Annotated in this window: 18 protein-coding genes and 1 tRNA gene; 15 read left to right on the top strand and 4 right to left on the bottom strand. The window is 65.2% G+C overall.

Going from position 1 to position 15313, the window contains the following annotated elements; all coding sequences use genetic code 11:
- Positions 1–6 precede the first annotated feature (6 nt).
- Complete coding sequence (locus tag LRX75_RS04220) at positions 7–153, bottom strand: hypothetical protein (protein WP_231812196.1); 147 nt, start codon at positions 151–153, stop codon at positions 7–9.
- On the opposite strand from LRX75_RS04220, the gene ispG reads away from it, so the two are divergent.
- Positions 152–1405: a flavodoxin-dependent (E)-4-hydroxy-3-methylbut-2-enyl-diphosphate synthase gene (ispG, locus tag LRX75_RS04215; RefSeq protein ID WP_231812194.1), complete on the top strand. Its 1254-nt coding sequence runs from the start codon at positions 152–154 to the stop codon at positions 1403–1405. The genes LRX75_RS04220 and ispG overlap by 2 nt on opposite strands.
- Positions 1406–1528: 123 nt before the next feature.
- On the opposite strand, the gene LRX75_RS04210 is transcribed toward ispG, so the two are convergent.
- Positions 1529–1618: transfer RNA gene (locus tag LRX75_RS04210), tRNA-Ser, on the bottom strand.
- Positions 1619–1937: 319 nt separating this feature from the next.
- Between LRX75_RS04210 and rplU the strand changes: the two genes are divergently transcribed.
- From rplU to LRX75_RS04140, 14 genes are all read left to right on the top strand, one after another.
- The gene (gene rplU / locus LRX75_RS04205; protein WP_092930972.1) at positions 1938–2255 is read left to right on the top strand and encodes a 50S ribosomal protein L21; all 318 of its coding nucleotides are present in this window, start codon (positions 1938–1940) and stop codon (positions 2253–2255) included.
- Positions 2256–2285: 30 nt separating this feature from the next.
- The gene (rpmA, locus tag LRX75_RS04200; protein ID WP_062477551.1) at positions 2286–2555 is read left to right on the top strand and encodes a 50S ribosomal protein L27; all 270 of its coding nucleotides are present in this window, start codon (positions 2286–2288) and stop codon (positions 2553–2555) included.
- Between the two features lie 125 nt (positions 2556–2680).
- Positions 2681–3313, top strand: coding sequence for a GNAT family N-acetyltransferase (locus LRX75_RS04195; protein WP_113149870.1), 633 nt, complete (start codon positions 2681–2683; stop codon positions 3311–3313).
- Positions 3310–3954 carry a GNAT family N-acetyltransferase gene (locus tag LRX75_RS04190; protein WP_231812192.1) on the top strand — a complete coding sequence of 215 codons (645 nt, stop codon included), beginning with the start codon at positions 3310–3312 and terminating at the stop codon, positions 3952–3954. The genes LRX75_RS04195 and LRX75_RS04190 overlap by 4 nt, the downstream gene beginning before the upstream one ends.
- A gap of 123 nt (positions 3955–4077) precedes the next feature.
- Complete coding sequence (gene obgE / locus LRX75_RS04185) at positions 4078–5088, top strand: GTPase ObgE (RefSeq protein ID WP_231812190.1); 1011 nt, start codon at positions 4078–4080, stop codon at positions 5086–5088.
- Positions 5088–6278: a glutamate 5-kinase gene (gene proB, locus LRX75_RS04180; protein WP_231812188.1), complete on the top strand. Its 1191-nt coding sequence runs from the start codon at positions 5088–5090 to the stop codon at positions 6276–6278. The genes obgE and proB overlap by 1 nt, the downstream gene beginning before the upstream one ends.
- Positions 6271–7551 (top strand): glutamate-5-semialdehyde dehydrogenase, encoded by a 1281-nt coding sequence (locus LRX75_RS04175; RefSeq protein WP_231812186.1) that lies wholly within the window; start codon positions 6271–6273, stop codon positions 7549–7551. Before proB ends, LRX75_RS04175 begins: the two co-directional genes overlap by 8 nt.
- A gap of 39 nt (positions 7552–7590) precedes the next feature.
- On the top strand, positions 7591–8184 hold the full coding sequence (locus LRX75_RS04170; RefSeq protein WP_113149874.1) for a nicotinate-nucleotide adenylyltransferase: 594 nt from the start codon (positions 7591–7593) through the stop codon (positions 8182–8184).
- A gap of 91 nt (positions 8185–8275) precedes the next feature.
- Entirely contained in the window at positions 8276–8731 is a 456-nt protein-coding gene (gene rsfS, locus LRX75_RS04165) for a ribosome silencing factor (protein ID WP_420851144.1), read from the top strand.
- Positions 8732–8883: 152 nt separating this feature from the next.
- Positions 8884–9366: a 23S rRNA (pseudouridine(1915)-N(3))-methyltransferase RlmH gene (gene rlmH, locus LRX75_RS04160; RefSeq protein ID WP_231812184.1), complete on the top strand. Its 483-nt coding sequence runs from the start codon at positions 8884–8886 to the stop codon at positions 9364–9366.
- A 132-nt stretch (positions 9367–9498) separates the two neighbouring features.
- Positions 9499–10944 carry a murein hydrolase activator EnvC family protein gene (locus tag LRX75_RS04155; protein WP_231812182.1) on the top strand — a complete coding sequence of 482 codons (1446 nt, stop codon included), beginning with the start codon at positions 9499–9501 and terminating at the stop codon, positions 10942–10944.
- Entirely contained in the window at positions 10934–12256 is a 1323-nt protein-coding gene (locus LRX75_RS04150; RefSeq protein ID WP_062477523.1) for a S41 family peptidase, read from the top strand. The genes LRX75_RS04155 and LRX75_RS04150 overlap by 11 nt, the downstream gene beginning before the upstream one ends.
- A gap of 232 nt (positions 12257–12488) precedes the next feature.
- The gene (locus tag LRX75_RS04145) at positions 12489–13673 is read left to right on the top strand and encodes a divergent polysaccharide deacetylase family protein (RefSeq protein WP_231812180.1); all 1185 of its coding nucleotides are present in this window, start codon (positions 12489–12491) and stop codon (positions 13671–13673) included.
- A gap of 53 nt (positions 13674–13726) precedes the next feature.
- Entirely contained in the window at positions 13727–14269 is a 543-nt protein-coding gene (locus LRX75_RS04140; protein ID WP_231812178.1) for an RNA pyrophosphohydrolase, read from the top strand.
- Positions 14270–14356: 87 nt separating this feature from the next.
- On the opposite strand, the gene bfr is transcribed toward LRX75_RS04140, so the two are convergent.
- Together bfr and LRX75_RS04130 are read right to left on the bottom strand one after the other, a co-directional pair.
- Positions 14357–14860, bottom strand: coding sequence for a bacterioferritin (bfr, locus tag LRX75_RS04135; RefSeq protein ID WP_231812176.1), 504 nt, complete (start codon positions 14858–14860; stop codon positions 14357–14359).
- Positions 14826–15137: a (2Fe-2S)-binding protein gene (locus LRX75_RS04130; RefSeq protein ID WP_092990221.1), complete on the bottom strand. Its 312-nt coding sequence runs from the start codon at positions 15135–15137 to the stop codon at positions 14826–14828. The genes bfr and LRX75_RS04130 overlap by 35 nt, the downstream gene beginning before the upstream one ends.
- Positions 15138–15313 lie beyond the last annotated feature (176 nt).

The following is a 15313-nucleotide window of genomic DNA, read 5'->3' as shown; positions in this document are numbered from 1 at the left end:
CCCGCGTCATGAATTCGCCGCCGGGATCTGCTGGAGCAGGGGCGCCGCCGGGTGCGCCTTTTCGACCGGGAAGGCGCGGCGTCGGTTGACAGCGCGTCGATCCTCCTGCACCTCAGGGGCGCCGATCGACCGGGAATGCACGAGGCCCACCATGTCCATGTCCTTTGCCTTCGAACCCCAGCCGCGCCGTGCAACGGTCGCCGTGGATGTCGGCGGCGTGCGCGTCGGCGGCGGCGCGCCCGTCGTCGTGCAGTCGATGACCAACACCGACACGGCCGACGTGGATGCGACGGTGGCGCAGGTCGCAGCCCTCCACCGTGCCGGCTCCGAGCTCGTGCGCATCACGGTCGATCGCGACGAGAGCGCGGCCGCCGTGCCGCGCATCCGCGAGCGGCTGGAGCGCCTCGGCCTCGACGTGCCCCTGATCGGCGACTTCCATTACATCGGCCACAAGCTGTTGGCCGATCATCCGGCCTGCGCGGAGGCCCTGGCCAAGTACCGGATCAACCCGGGGAATGTCGGCTTCAAGGAAAAGAAGGACCGGCAGTTCGGCGCGATCATCGAGCGGGCGATCCAGTACGACAAGCCGGTGCGCATCGGCGTGAACTGGGGCTCCCTCGACCAGGAACTCCTGACCCGCCTGATGAACGACAACCAGGAAAAGGGCTTTCCGCTCACCGCGCAGCAGGTGATGCGCGAGACCATCGTCCAGTCGGCGCTGATCTCGGCCGAGCTTGCCGAGGAGATCGGCCTGCCCCGCAACCGCATCATTCTGTCGGCCAAGGTTTCCAACGTCCAGGACCTGATCCCGACCTATGCCATGCTCTCGGTGCGCACCGACCATGCGCTCCATCTCGGCCTGACGGAGGCCGGCATGGGCTCCAAGGGCATCGTCGCCTCCTCCGCCTCGCTCGGCATTCTCATGCAGCAGGGCATCGGCGACACGATCCGCATCTCGCTGACGCCCGAGCCCGGCGGCGATCGCACCCGCGAGGTACAGGTGGCGCAGGAGCTGCTGCAGGTCATGGGCTTCCGCCAGTTCATCCCCGTCGTCGCCGCCTGTCCGGGTTGCGGCCGCACCACCTCCACGGTGTTTCAGGAACTGGCGCAAAAGATCCAGGACGACATCCGCCGCAACATGCCCGTCTGGCGCGAGAAATATCCGGGCGTCGAGGGCCTGAAGGTCGCGGTCATGGGCTGCATCGTCAATGGCCCCGGCGAAAGCAAGCACGCCGACATCGGCATCTCCCTGCCCGGAACCGGCGAACTCCCCGCCGCCCCCGTCTACATCGACGGCAAAAAAGCCCTCACGATCCGCGGCACCAACATCGCCGGCGATTTCGAAACCCTGGTCGGCGAATACATCGAAAAGCGCTTCGGCCAAGGCCAGGCCGCGGCAGAGTAAGAGAACCCCGCCGACACGGCGACGGCCTTGATACAGAATGAGAGCCGAGAGAACGGGCTGCGCAGAGCGAAAGCATGGACGCGCTTGAGATCGCGATCATTTCTGATGGGACCATCAGATGAATGGCGGAGAGGGTGGGATTTGAACCCACGATGCCCTTGCAGGCATGCCGCATTTCGAGTGCGGTGCATTCGACCACTCTGCCACCTCTCCGCGGGGTCAGAAGGCGCTTGGTGAGCGCGAGGCGGTTCATAGCGGCAGTTCGGGGGGATGGCAAGAGGGGGGAAAGGCTTGATTTCGAGGGATTTCGGGGGTTTTACCTTGACAGTTTTCTAAAGTTCACGTAACGGGCGCGTCTGAAGTGGTGCGAACTCCGTCATGGGGTTGCGGTGCCGCGTCAGGCCGGATGTCTGAAAGGGCGTTCGTTTCGTCGGCCGGGGAGAACCTTCCCTTGGCCATTCCGACTGATAAAAAGACGGCCGTTCTTCTCGTCTGAGAAGGCAGAGCCGGACCGAACAGACAAGGACAAGACATGTTCGCAGTCATCAAGACCGGCGGTAAGCAGTACCGCGTAGCCGCAAACGACGTCATCACCATCGAAAAGCTGGATGGCGCCGAGGGCGACAAGATCGAATTCACCGAGATCCTGATGGTCGGCGTCGGCGCCGACGCCACGATCGGCCTTCCCTTCGTCGAAGGCGCTATCGTCAGCGCGGAAGTCGTCAGCCATGGTCGTGCCAAGAAGGTCATCGCCTTCAAGAAGCGCCGTCGCCAGAACTCCAAGCGCACGCGCGGCCATCGCCAGCACCAGACGACTGTCCGTATCCTGGACATCGCAGGCGCCAAGTAAGATCGATCGAAGGTTTAAAGGAGAAGACCCATGGCACACAAAAAAGCTGGCGGTTCGTCGCGTAACGGTCGCGATTCGGAATCCAAGCGCCTTGGCGTGAAGAAGTTCGGCGGCGAAGCCGTCATTCCAGGCAACATCATCCTGCGCCAGCGCGGGACGAAGTGGCATCCGGGCGCCAATGTCGGCCTCGGCAAGGACCACACGATTTTCTCGCTGACGACAGGCAACGTGGACTTCCGCACGAAGGCCAATGGCCGCGTGTACGTCTCGGTGATGCCGAAAGCAGAAGCAGCGGAATAAGCCGGTAGCGCTCTAAAACAGCCGGCGTCTCATCGACCCGGCTGGCCGTTTCAGGTTCAGACCACGACAGAAGGGGAGATGGGGCAAGACCCAACTCCCCTTTTTTCACGTCTGGAGGACGAGACATGCAGAGCGAATTGTTACGGGAAGACCGGCCGAGGTCTCCCGAAGAGCGGCCAAGGCCGCAGCGGTCGAGGACCGATTGCCCGATATTGTTGTCACCGAGGCTCGTCCTGCGCGCGCCCCATGAAGACGATATCGACGCCCTTGCCCATCTTGCCAACAACGCCAACATCGCCACCATGGTTTCGCGCATGCCGCACCCCTACACGGTGGCGGATGCCGCGGATTTCGTGCGACGCACGAATGCCGGCACGATTGGCAAGTGCGTCTACGCCATCACCAAAGCCGACACGGGCGCCTTTCTCGGCTGCTGCGGTGTCGAGCCGCATGAGGACGGGCGCACGGCCGAACTCGGCTACTGGCTGGGCGAACCGCACTGGAACAAGGGCTATGCGACCGAAGCCGCCCAGGCGCTGATCGACATGGCCTTCCGCACGCGCGAGATCGCGCAGCTGGATGCGCGCTGCCGGGTGATGAACGTCGCCTCGCGGCGGGTCATCCAGAAGTGCGGCTTCCAGTATCAGGGCGGCGGCATGGTCGGCAGCCTCGCGCTGGGCGGCATGGTTCCGGTCGAGTGGTTCCGGCTGGACCGCAAGACCTGGATCTCGCTGAGAAGCTGGGGAGGCGGACGATGACGCTCGACCTCGACCTCGACATGCCGGCCCGGCGCAAGCCGGCAATCTCCGGTTCCCAGATCGCGGGGTCCCGGGGTGAGGCTTCCAGGAGCCCGGTGTCCGGGAGCCTGCCGCCCTGCCCGGTCATCGCCACGCCGCGGCTTACCCTGCGGCCGCACGTCCTTTCCGATGCGCCGGCCATCACCGCGTCGCTCACCGACTTCGCGGTCGTCCGCATGCTCCTTCGCGTGCCGCAGCCCTATCATCCGGGCGACGCACGCGAGTGGCTGGAAACGCAGGCCCGGAGCGGCACCGCCTGGCACGCGGCCATCACCGAGACGGACGATCGGCATATCGGCATGGTCTCGATCGAGACGCTGCGGAACGGCTGGCACCTCGGCTACTGGCTGAACCGGCAGGCCTGGGGCCGCGGCATCATGAGCGAGGCCGCCTCGGCCCTCACCGCGGCGTTTTTCCGCCAGAGGCCCGACAGCACCCTGCTGTCCGGCGTCTTTGCCGACAACACGGCCTCGCTGAAGGTTCAGGCAAAGCTCGGTTTTGCGATCTCGGGCATTGCGGACGTCTATGTCCCGGCGCGCGGCGCGACGGTGAACCGGATCGAGACGCAGCTGACGCGGGAGGGCTTTGCGCCCGCCCCATAACGACATTGCGGGCGGCCCCGGCGTTGAAGCCGGAGCCGCCCGCATGAAGGATTTCTTTGACCTGTCCGGGCCGCGCCTATATCGATGGCGGCATTTCCGGCAGTAACCACGAACGGCACGACGATGAAATTTCTTGATGAGGCCAAGGTCTATATCCGCTCCGGCGACGGGGGTGCCGGCGCGGTCTCCTTCCGGCGCGAGAAGTTCATCGAGTTCGGCGGGCCGGACGGCGGCGATGGCGGACGCGGCGGCGATGTCTGGGTGGAGGCCGTCAACGGCCTCAACACCCTGATCGACTTCCGCTTTCAGCAGCATTTCAAGGCCGGTACGGGCATCCACGGCATGGGCCGCAACCGCACGGGTGCGGGCGGCGATCACGTCACGCTGAAGGTGCCGGTCGGCACGCAGATCCTCGAGGAGGACGGCGAGACGCTGATCATCGACATGATCACCGAGGGTCAGCGCTTCCGCATCGCGGCCGGCGGCAATGGCGGCTTCGGCAATGCGCATTTCAAATCGGCCACCAACCAGGCGCCGAGCTGGGCCAATCCGGGCCTCGAGGGCGAGGAGAAGACCATCTGGCTGCGGCTGAAGCTGATCGCTGATGCCGGTCTCGTCGGCCTGCCGAACGCCGGCAAGTCCACCTTCCTTGCCACCTGCACGCGGGCGCGGCCGAAAATCGCGAACTATCCCTTCACCACGCTGCACCCGAACCTCGGCGTCGCCACCATCGACGGGCGCGAATTCATTCTGGCGGATATTCCCGGCCTGATCGAAGGCGCGCATGAAGGCGTCGGCCTCGGCGACCGCTTCCTCGGCCATGTCGAGCGCACGCGCGTTCTCCTTCACCTCGTCTCCGGACAGGAAGAGGATGTGGCCAAGGCCTACAAGACGGTGAAGCACGAGCTCGAGGCCTATGGCGGCGAGCTGACAGACAAGGTGGAGATCGTGGCGCTATCGCAGGTCGACACGCTCGACCCCACCGAGCTGAAGAAGAAGCAGAAGGCTCTGGCGAAGGCCTCGGGCAAGACGCCCTTCCTGCTCTCTGCCATCGTCGGCACCGGCATGACGGAGACGCTGCGCGCCCTGCGCGATATCATCGTCACGGCCCAGACGGCGGGGAGCGACGACTGATGCGCTCAGCCCGCAAGCCGCTTTCGACCTATCGCCGGATCGTCATCAAGATCGGATCGGCCCTCTTGGTCGATCGCGCAAGCGGGCTGAAGACGGCGTGGCTCGATGCCATCTGCGCCGATATCGCCGCCCTGAAGGCAAAGGGCGTCGATGTTCTCGTGGTGTCCTCCGGCGCCATTGCGCTCGGCCGCTCCGTGCTGAAACTGCCGGGCGGCGCCCTGAAGCTGGAGGAGAGCCAGGCGGCCGCGGCCGTCGGGCAGATCGCGCTGGCACGGGCCTGGTCGGAGAGCCTGTCGCGGGACGCGATCATCGCCGGACAGGTGCTGCTGACGCTCGGCGACACGGAAGAGCGCCGGCGCTATCTCAATGCGCGCGCGACGATGACGCAGCTTCTGAAGATGGGCGCCATCCCCATCATCAACGAGAACGACACGGTCGCGACCAGCGAGATCCGCTATGGCGACAACGACCGGCTGGCCGCGCGCGTGGCCACCATGATCGGTGCCGACCTCCTCATTCTGCTCTCCGATATCGACGGCCTCTACACGGCGCCGCCGCATCTCGATCCGCAGGCCCGGTTCGTTGAGATCATCCCCTCCATCACGCCCGAGATCGAGGCGATGGCCGGCGGGGCTGCATCGGAACTGTCGCGCGGCGGCATGCGCACCAAGATCGACGCCGGCAAAATGGCGACCGGCGCCGGGTGCGCCATGATCATCGCTTCCGGCAAGGTCGATCACCCCTTGAGCGCGCTGGGCGAAGGCGCCCGTTTCTCGTGGTTTGCGCCCTCCACCACCCCGGTCACCGCGCGCAAGACCTGGATTGCCGGGCAATTGCTGCCCTCCGGCAGCCTCACCATCGATGCAGGTGCCGAAACGGCGCTGCGCTCCGGCAAGAGCCTGCTGCCGGCCGGCGTGCGCGATGTCACCGGCTCGTTCAGCCGCGGCGACACGATCGCGATCCTGAGTGCGAACGGGCGCGAGATCGCCCGTGGCCTGGCCGGCTACGATGCCGACGAGACGCGGCAGATCGCGGGGCGGAAATCGGGGGAAATCGCCGCTATTCTCGGCTATGCCGGGCGCGCCGCCATGGTGCACCGCGACGACCTGGTCATGACCGGCGCAACGCAGGAGCCCGTGACGGAAGAGCCCGTGACGCAGGGCACGCAGAGGAGGGACATCCATGCTTGACGATCCCCGCAAGCGCGAAATTCAGGACCTGATGACGGCCATCGGCCGGCAGGCGAAGGCATCGGCCCGGCCGCTCGCCATGGCGTCGCCGGAGCAGAAGACCGCCGCCCTCCTGGCCATGGCGGATGCGATCGTGAATCGGACGGACGAGATCCTGGCGGCCAACGTTCTGGATCTGGACAATGCCCGGGAAACCGGCGTTGCCGCCGCCTTCATCGACCGGCTGACGCTCAGCCAGGCGCGGATTGCGGACATGGCGAGCGCCATCCGCGATATCGCCGCTTTGCCGGATCCGGTCGGCGATGTCATCGCCGAATGGGACCGGCCGAACGGGCTGCGCATCCAGCGCGTCCGCACGCCGCTCGGCGTCATCGGCGTCATCTACGAAAGCCGGCCGAACGTGACGGCGGACGCGGGCGCACTTTGCCTCAAGGCCGGCAATCCGGTGATCCTGCGCGGCGGTTCCGACAGTCTCCATTCCTCGCAGGCGATCCATGCCTGCCTGCTCGACGGCCTGACCCGGGCCGGCCTCCCCGAGCACGCGATCCAGATGGTCCCGGTTGCCGATCGCGCCGCCGTGGGCGCCATGCTGACCGGCCTGAACGGCACGATCGACGTCATCGTGCCACGCGGCGGCAAGAGCCTTGTCGCCCGGGTGCAGAACGAGGCGCGCGTGCCCGTGTTCGCGCATCTGGAAGGTCTCTGCCATGTCTATGTCGATGCCTCGGCCGATCTCGACATGGCACGCGCCATCATCGTCAATGCCAAGATGCGCCGTACCGGCGTCTGCGGCTCGGCCGAAACCCTGCTGATCGACACCGCAGGCGCAGCACGCTTCGTCGAACCGCTGATCACCGCCCTGCAGGCGGCCGGATGCGAGGTGCGCGGCGACGATGCGGTGCGCGCCATCGTTCCCGGCCTCATCGCCGCCACGGAAGACGACTGGGCGACGGAGTATCTCGACGCGATCATCGCCGTGCGAATGGTGGAAGGCATTTCAGGCGCCATCGAGCATATCGGCCTCTGGTCGTCCTCCCACACAGAAGCCGTCATTGCCGAGGATCCGCACGTCGTCGCTCGCTTCTTCACCGAGATCGATTCGGCCATTCTCCTGCACAATGCCTCGACCCAGTTTGCCGATGGCGGCGAGTTCGGCATGGGCGGCGAGATCGGCATTTCCACCGGCAAGATGCATGCGCGCGGGCCCGTGGGTGTCGAGCAGCTGACCTCGTTCCAGTATCGCGTGCACGGCACCGGCCAGGTTCGGCCCTAGGTGACGGGACACGAAGCCGTCGCCGACCGCTATCTCCGGATGCCGCATGTCGAGCCGGGCATGACGGTCGGCCTGTTCGGCGGCTCGTTCAATCCGCCGCATGACGGGCATGTTCTGGTGGCCGACATCGCCCTGCGCCGGCTGCGGCTCGACCAGCTCTGGTGGATGGTGACGCCGGGCAACCCGCTGAAGAGCCGGCGCGAACTCGCGCCGCTGGCCGATCGCATCGCGCTGAGCGAGACCATCGCGGAAAATCCGCGCATCAAGGTGACCGCCTTCGAGCAGTCGCTCGGGCAGAGCTACACGGCGCGGACGCTGGAAAAGATCCGCGCGCGGAACCCGGCCATTCATTTCGTCTGGGTCATGGGTGCCGACAATCTGAAGACCTTCGACCGCTGGCAGCGCTGGCAGGAGATCGCCCGCAGCGTGCCCATCGCCATCGTCGATCGCCCGGGCGCGACGCTGGCCTATCTCTCCTCGAAAATGGCCCAGACCTTCGACTATGCCCGCGTGGACGAGGAGGATGCCGCGCTTCTCGCGCGCAGGCCCGCACCCGCCTGGACCTTCCTCCATGGCCCGCGCTCGCGCCTCAGTTCGACGGCGCTTCGGGCGGGCAAGCCTGCGCGAGGCTGACGATCTTTTTGGCGGCGTCTTGAAACCTTAAGGCTTTGATGACTACATTTATAAAGGCGACCGTCCGACAAGCGGCTGCCCGGCACGAGACGTGCCGAACGTGCATGTTCTGGTCATTGGGAAAGGAAAAACTCTGACAACAGTACACGCCAAGGGAAATGTCACCCGCATCTTCCCGAAAAGCACGGAACGTGGCGACGATGCCGCCGACCGGGCGCTTCAACTGGTCCTCGCCAGCCTCGAGGACTCAAAGGCAGAAGATATTGTCACGATCAACATTGCCGGAAAATCGGCGCTGGGCGACTACATGGTTGTGGTGTCCGGGCGATCGAGCCGCCATGTTGCAGCGATCTCCGACCATCTGATGTCCGACCTGAAGGACGAAGGCCTGGGCTCTCCCCGGGTCGAAGGCCTGGAGACGGCGGACTGGGTGCTGATCGACGCCGGCGATATCATCATCCATGTGTTCCGTCCCGAAATCCGCGAATTCTACAATATCGAGCGGATGTGGGCGGCACCGGAAATGGATGACGGCACGCGCCACTGACCTTTAAAATGAGGCGTTCGGCGACACCTTCCGAAGGTGCGTCGAAAGCTCCACCTCGCGCGGCCTTGATGGCGAACCGCTGCTGCGGGTCGTCCGGCCGAATGCCGACGAACAGGTCGGTCGAAACGATCGCTGCGCCGGAGGCCTGAGGGTTGAAAATCGGACTTTTTGCTGTCGGGCGCCTGAAAGCCGGCCCGGAGAAGGATCTTGCGGCGCGCTATCTCGACCGTTTCGCCAAGGCTGGCCCCGCGATCGGCCTTGAAGCCGGCCGGATGACGGAAATCGCCGAGAGCCGCGCCTCCTCCAGCGAGACCCGCAAGCGGGAGGAGGGTGCACAGCTTCTGAAGTCGCTTCCCGACGCGGGTCTCCTCATCCTTCTGGACGAACGCGGCAAACATCTGGACTCCCCCGACTTCGCCAACCTCATCGGCGGCTTTCGCGACCAGGGCAAACGCGACATGACCATCGCGATCGGCGGCGCCGATGGTCTCGACCCCGAGCTGCACGCCCGCGCGGACGCCGTGATCTGCCTCGGTCGCCTGACATGGCCGCACCAGCTCGTGCGGATCCTGATTGCCGAGCAGCTCTACCGCGCCGTCACCATTCTCTCCGGCCATCCCTATCATCGCGTCTGACCGCTCCGACGGCGCCATCAACCTTGCGTCATCCGGCCACCCGGCCACGCGCCCGCCGCAATTGTGACAAAAGGCTTGGGCCTTCACTTCGCGCACAAGCTTCAGGCAAGGCGGACGACGGCAGATGGCGGGATGACCAAACGGGGGCAGACGAGACGCGGGAAAGCCGGGGCAGGCGACCGGACGGTGCCGCGCGGCCACAGCTTGCCGCGCGGTCTTCTGATCTCCACGCTCCTCACCGCCTTCGCACCCGTCGCTCTGCCCGCGTACGCGCAGGAAGCCGAGCGCGGCGATCGTCCAGCAGCCGCAGCGCCCGAAGATCCCGCAGCCGCGCTTTCGCAGCGGCGCAACAACACCCGCATCGAACTCGAAGCGCTGTCGAAGACGATCGGCCTCTCGCAGGAGCGCGCACTGGCGCTCCAGTCCGAGATCGCCGACATCGAGAAGACCAACGAATCCCTGCGGCAGGCGCTGGTGGAGTCCGCCGGCAAGCGCCAGGCCCTCGAACGGCAGATCGCCGATGGCGAGGGGAAGCTTGCCGATCTGCGCCTGCGCGAGGACACCGTGCACCAGTCGCTGAAAGCGCGGCGCGGCGTGCTGGCGGAGGTCCTCGCCGCCCTCCAGCGCATGGGCCGCAACCCGCCGCCGGCCCTGCTCGTCACGCCGGAGGACGCGCTCGGCTCCGTCCGCAGCGCCATCCTGCTCGGCGCGGTCGTGCCCGGCATTCGCCATGAGACGGAAAACCTCGCCGCCGACCTTCAGGCTCTGGCCGGCCTGCGCACCGAGATCGTCAACCAGAAGCAGGCGCTCGGCAACGACATGACCGCCCGGCTCGAGGAAGAGCGGCGCATGAACATGCTGGTGGCCGAGAAGGAAAAGCTGAAAGACCGCAACACGACCGAGCTGGCCGCGGAACGGCGCAAGGCCGAGCAGCTGGCCTCGCAGGCAACGAGCCTGCAGGGCCTGATCGGCTCGCTCGAGACCGAGATCGGCTCCGTAAGGGCCGCCGCAGAGGCGGCGCGTGCCGAGGAGGAAGCCCGCGCGCGCCTGTCGGAAGCCGAACGCGAGGCCGCGCGCGCGCTGGCACGCAACGCGGTGCCCGACAAAAACCGCATTGCCCCGGCATATGAATTTTCCGAGTTGCAGAAGAAACTCGCCTTTCCCGTCGCCGGCTCCGTCCTGCGCCGCTACGGCGAAGACGACGGCACCGGGCATTCCTCGCAAGGCATGATGCTACGCACCGACGCCGGCGCGCTGGTCACGGCGCCCGCGGATGGATGGGTCATGTTCGCAGGCGTGTTCCGCAGCTACGGGCAGATGATCATCCTCAACCCGGGCGACGGCTATCTCGTTGTTTTGTCGGGGATGGAGACGGTCGCCGTCCAACCGGGCCAGTTCGTCGTCGCCGGCGAGCCTCTTGGCCAGATGGGGGCGAAAAGAGTGGCGAGTGCTGCGGCTTTGGCGCTGGAAACAGATCGACCAACGCTTTACATTGAATTCAGAAAAGACGGTAAACCGGTTGATTCTCGACCATGGTGGACCGCCTCAGACACCGGAAAGGTACGAAATGATTCGTAGGGCTTCACTAGTTCTGGTCGGGGCGTTGATGGGCGCGACGGCGATGAGCGTCGTCTACTCCGCAGTCGTTCCGGCCGTTGCGGCCAATCCGTCCACCTATCGCGAACTGTCGATCTTCGGCGACGTCTTCGAGCGCGTCCGCGCCCAGTACGTCACGCCGCCGCAGGACGACAAGCTGATCGAGAACGCCATCAACGGCATGCTTTCCTCTCTCGACCCGCATTCGAGCTACATGAATGCGACCGACGCGGAAGACATGCGCACCCAGACCAAGGGTGAGTTCGGCGGTCTCGGCATCGAAGTCACGATGGAAGACGAGCTGGTCAAGGTGACGAGCCCGATCGACGACACGCCTGCCGCCAAGGCCGGTGTTCTCGCCGGCGACTTCATTTCCAAGATCGATGGCCAGGACGTTCGCGGCCTGAAGCTCGAGGAAGCCGTCGACAAGATGCGCGGCGCCGTCGGCAAGCCGATCAAGCTGACCATCCTGCGCAAGGGTGCCGACAAGCCGATCGAGCTCACGATCGTGCGCGACGTCATCGCGGTGCGGGCCGTCAAGTCGCGCGTTGAAGGCGATGTGGGCTATGTCCGCGTCATCTCCTTCACGGAGAAGACCTATGACGACCTGAAGAACGCGATCGAGAAGATCAAGAAGGACGTGCCGGCCGACAAGCTGAAGGGCTACGTCCTCGACCTGCGCCTCAACCCGGGCGGTCTGCTCGACCAGGCGATCAACGTCTCCGACGCCTTCCTGGAGCGCGGCGAAGTGGTGTCCACCCGCGGCCGCAATGCCGACGAGACCCGCCGCTTCAACGCCACGCCGGGCGACCTGACGGACGGCAAGCCGGTCATCGTGCTCGTCAATGGCGGCTCGGCTTCGGCATCCGAAATCGTCGCCGGCGCTCTGCAGGACCTCAAGCGCGCCACCGTTCTCGGCACGCGGTCGTTCGGCAAGGGCTCGGTCCAGACGATCATCCCGCTCGGCGAAGCCGGTGCGCTCCGCCTGACGACGGCGCTCTATTACACGCCGTCGGGCAAGTCGATCCAGGGCACGGGCATCTCGCCGGACATCAAGGTCGAACAGCCTCTGCCGCCGGAACTTCTCGGCAAGGTGGAGAACACCAGCGAATCCAGCCTGCGCGGCCATATTCAGGGCCAGAACGAAACGCAGGAAGGCTCCGGCTCCGTCGCCTATGTTCCGCCGGAACCCAAGGACGACATCCAGCTGAACTACGCGCTGGACCTGCTGCGCGGCAAGAAGAGCGACCCGAGCTTCCCGGCCAACCCGCAGAAGGCCGAACTCGCACCGTAAGGGTCGAGGGCTCGTTGCAACGACATTCGAACGCCGTCCGGTTTCCCCGGGCGGCGTTTTTGCGTGTAAGGCGTCGGTGACGCGCAAGCTTCAGCCGATAACACGGTCGGCAGAGCCCGTGGCAGGGGACTGTGCTACCAAGAGCCGCCCGGCCCGAATCGCTTGAGGGCAGGGCGAAAGACATCGCTGCGCTATCCGGTCGGGATGTGCCAGCTACCAGTGCAGGACGACTTTGGGGACGGATCTCAACGCACCGCTTGGCCAGAACAGGCGACCGGCAAAGACGAGGACGCGGCTTCGCAAGGGGCAGGTGGCGCTTGGTCTCTTCGCGGCGGCCATTGCCGGCGTGACGGTCTTCACGCTGATGGCGCCCACGGGGCTTCTTCCGGCAAAGCCGGACGAGGTCGCCATCGTCCCGGCCGACCAGAAGCCCGAGGCGCCGACGCAGGATGCGGCGACGGCCCGGCCGGCACGCGAACCGTCGTCGTCGGGCGCGACCGTCAACCGGACGCTTCTCAACGACGGCAATGTGGTGACGACCTATTCCCCCGGGCAGCGCGGCAAGGACGGCCCCGCCATCATCGAGGTCGGCCCGGTGCGGGGGCAGGATCCGCGCATGGCGTCACAGCCGAACGACCTCCTGCTGGAAGATGCGCCAGAGGGTCGCCTGCCGGTCGTCGGACCGGATGGATTGCGGCCGATGGATCAATATGCACGGCCCTGGTCGGGCGCCCGCGGCACGCGGATCGCGCTCGTCGTCGGCGGACTGGGGCTGAGCCAGACGGGGACGCAGGCCGCGATCCGCACGCTTCCCCCCGCTGCCACCCTCGCCTTCGCCGCCTCCGGCAACAGCCTCCAGCGCTGGATGCAGGAAGCGCGACGCACGGGCCACGAGATCCTGTTGCAGATCCCCTTCGAACCATTCGACTACCCCGCGAACAATCCCGGCCCACAGACCCTGCTGATTAAGGATGGCGCCAAGCAGAACCTGGCACAGCTGCGCGACGCGCTCGGCAGGATCACCAACTATACCGGCGTCATGAACTTCCTCGGCGGGCGGTTTCTCTCCGACGCGGGGGCGCTCGAACCGGTGATGCGCGATCTTGGGCGGCGCGGTCTGCTGTTTCTCGATGACGGCACCTCGGCACAGTCGCTGACATCGACGCTCGGCGACGCGCTCGACGTGCCCTATGCTTTCGGCGACGTCGTGGTGGATAGCCAGCTCAACCGCACCGCCATTCTGCGCAAGCTCGACGATCTCGAGCGCATCGCCCGGCGCAACGGCACGGCGATCGGCACGGCATCCGCCTTCGACGAAAGCGTCTCGGCCATTGCGCAATGGATGGAAGAGGCGGAAAAGCGTGGCATCGAATTCGTCGGCGTCTCCGCGCTGGTGAAGGAGACGAAGAAAGACTGAACAGCCCCCCGTGCGCGCTGCAGGACAGCCGCAACACGTCTTGAGGACAAACGATGAGCAAGACCGGCAGACACGTTCCCCTCCGCGCCGAGGACCTCCCCTACCGGCCCTGCGTCGGCATCATGGTGCTGAACAGCCAGGGCCTCGTCTGGGCCGGACGTCGCATTCCGCTCGGAAATTCCGAATATGACGGATCGGGCCAGCTCTGGCAGATGCCGCAGGGCGGCATCGACAAGGGCGAGGATCCGCTGGAAGCGGCAAAACGCGAGCTTTACGAGGAAACGGGCATGCGCAGCGTATCACTGCTGATGGAGGCCCCGGACTGGATCAATTACGACCTGCCGGCCCATCTGATCGGCATCGGCCTGAAGGGCAAGTTTCGCGGCCAGACCCAGCGCTGGTTCGCCTTCCGCTTCGACGGCGATGACGGCGAGATCGCCATCAACCCGCCGCCGGGCGGGCACGAGCCGGAATTCGAGGAATGGGCGTGGAAGCCGATGACCGACCTTCCCGGCCTCATCGTCTCCTTCAAGCGGCAGGTCTACGACACCGTGGTCGCCACCTTCGCACATCTGGCAACGGGCGAGAAAGGCTGACCCTGCCGGCGCAACGACCGCCGATGGTCGTGCCGGCCGGAGAGAAGATGCGGCGAAAATCTCCGCCGCATCCGCTCAAAGCCCGTATCAGGCGTCTTCGCTGCCGACTTCGGCCTTGTCGGCAGAGGCGGCGTTCAGCTGGCCGTACTTCTCAGGGCCGATCGTATTGAACAGCTGCAGCTGCGTTTCGAGGAAGTCGATATGGCCTTCCTCGTCCATCAGCAGCTGTTCGAACAGCTTCATGGAGACGTAGTCGCCGGCCGCATGACAGATATCGCGCGATTCCTTGTAGGACGTGCGGGCGTCGTATTCGCCGGCAAGATCCGCTTCGAGGACTTCCTTGACGTTCTGCCCGATGCGCAGCGGACCGACCGTCTGCAGGTTGGGATGGCCGTCGAGGAAGATGATGCGCGCGATGATCTTGTCGGCGTGATGCATTTCCTCGATGGATTCGGCCCGTTCCTTCTTCGCCAGGAGCGTGTAGCCCCAGTCCTCGAGCAGCCGGAAGTGAAGCCAGTACTGGTTGACAGCTCCGAGTTCGAGATAAAGGGCCTCGTTAAGCCGCTCTATGACCCTTGTGTCGCCTTTCAAGATCCGCTCTCCTGTTTTCTTCATGGAAATTTTTGAGACGGGTCATGAAATCAAATATTTGGTCATCCGTCGAGTGCCGCAGGGCGTGATAGCGCTCGGTGGTCCGGATAATCAGATCGACGACATTCGGGAAACAGCCGCAGCAACGGCCGCGCTTCGCCATGGCATGATACACCTTCGCAGGCACGATCAGCTGCCAACAGTCCTCATCCAGAAGGGCGTTGATCGTGTCCTCGATCTCCTTTTCGGAGATGAAATTGCAACTGCAAACCAGCATGACGTCTTGCCTGTTTTCGCATCTTCGCTGAGGCCAGCAGTAAACAAACAAGATAATTGGTGTCAAGAAAAAACCGCGTGAGAAGAGCGGGTGTAGTTTAGAACAATTCCAAAGAGATAGAGGAAGAGAAGCGCAGGTTGGATGTTCGGCTGTCGGCTCATGCGCGTGCCATGAGT

The sequence above is a fragment of the Rhizobium quercicola genome, assembly GCF_021168455.1.
Classification (GTDB): domain Bacteria; phylum Pseudomonadota; class Alphaproteobacteria; order Rhizobiales; family Rhizobiaceae; genus Ferranicluibacter; species Ferranicluibacter quercicola.
Note: the sequence above shows the minus strand (reverse complement) of the source record. Positions and strands in the feature narration are given on the sequence as shown.

Coding starts and splice junctions, on each gene's coding strand:
- ispG (WP_231812194.1), top strand. CDS start 152: ATGTCCATGTCCTTTGCCTTCGAACCCCAGCCGCGCCGTGCAACGGTC.
- rplU (WP_092930972.1), top strand. CDS start 1,938: ATGTTCGCAGTCATCAAGACCGGCGGTAAGCAGTACCGCGTAGCCGCA.
- LRX75_RS04130 (WP_092990221.1), bottom strand. CDS start 15,137: ATGCTGGTTTGCAGTTGCAATTTCATCTCCGAAAAGGAGATCGAGGAC.
- LRX75_RS04195 (WP_113149870.1), top strand. CDS start 2,681: ATGCAGAGCGAATTGTTACGGGAAGACCGGCCGAGGTCTCCCGAAGAG.
- rpmA (WP_062477551.1), top strand. CDS start 2,286: ATGGCACACAAAAAAGCTGGCGGTTCGTCGCGTAACGGTCGCGATTCG.
- LRX75_RS04190 (WP_231812192.1), top strand. CDS start 3,310: ATGACGCTCGACCTCGACCTCGACATGCCGGCCCGGCGCAAGCCGGCA.
- LRX75_RS04170 (WP_113149874.1), top strand. CDS start 7,591: ATGCCGCATGTCGAGCCGGGCATGACGGTCGGCCTGTTCGGCGGCTCG.
- proB (WP_231812188.1), top strand. CDS start 5,088: ATGCGCTCAGCCCGCAAGCCGCTTTCGACCTATCGCCGGATCGTCATC.
- obgE (WP_231812190.1), top strand. CDS start 4,078: ATGAAATTTCTTGATGAGGCCAAGGTCTATATCCGCTCCGGCGACGGG.
- LRX75_RS04150 (WP_062477523.1), top strand. CDS start 10,934: ATGATTCGTAGGGCTTCACTAGTTCTGGTCGGGGCGTTGATGGGCGCG.
- LRX75_RS04175 (WP_231812186.1), top strand. CDS start 6,271: ATGCTTGACGATCCCCGCAAGCGCGAAATTCAGGACCTGATGACGGCC.
- LRX75_RS04220 (WP_231812196.1), bottom strand. CDS start 153: ATGGTGGGCCTCGTGCATTCCCGGTCGATCGGCGCCCCTGAGGTGCAG.
- LRX75_RS04140 (WP_231812178.1), top strand. CDS start 13,727: ATGAGCAAGACCGGCAGACACGTTCCCCTCCGCGCCGAGGACCTCCCC.
- LRX75_RS04155 (WP_231812182.1), top strand. CDS start 9,499: ATGACCAAACGGGGGCAGACGAGACGCGGGAAAGCCGGGGCAGGCGAC.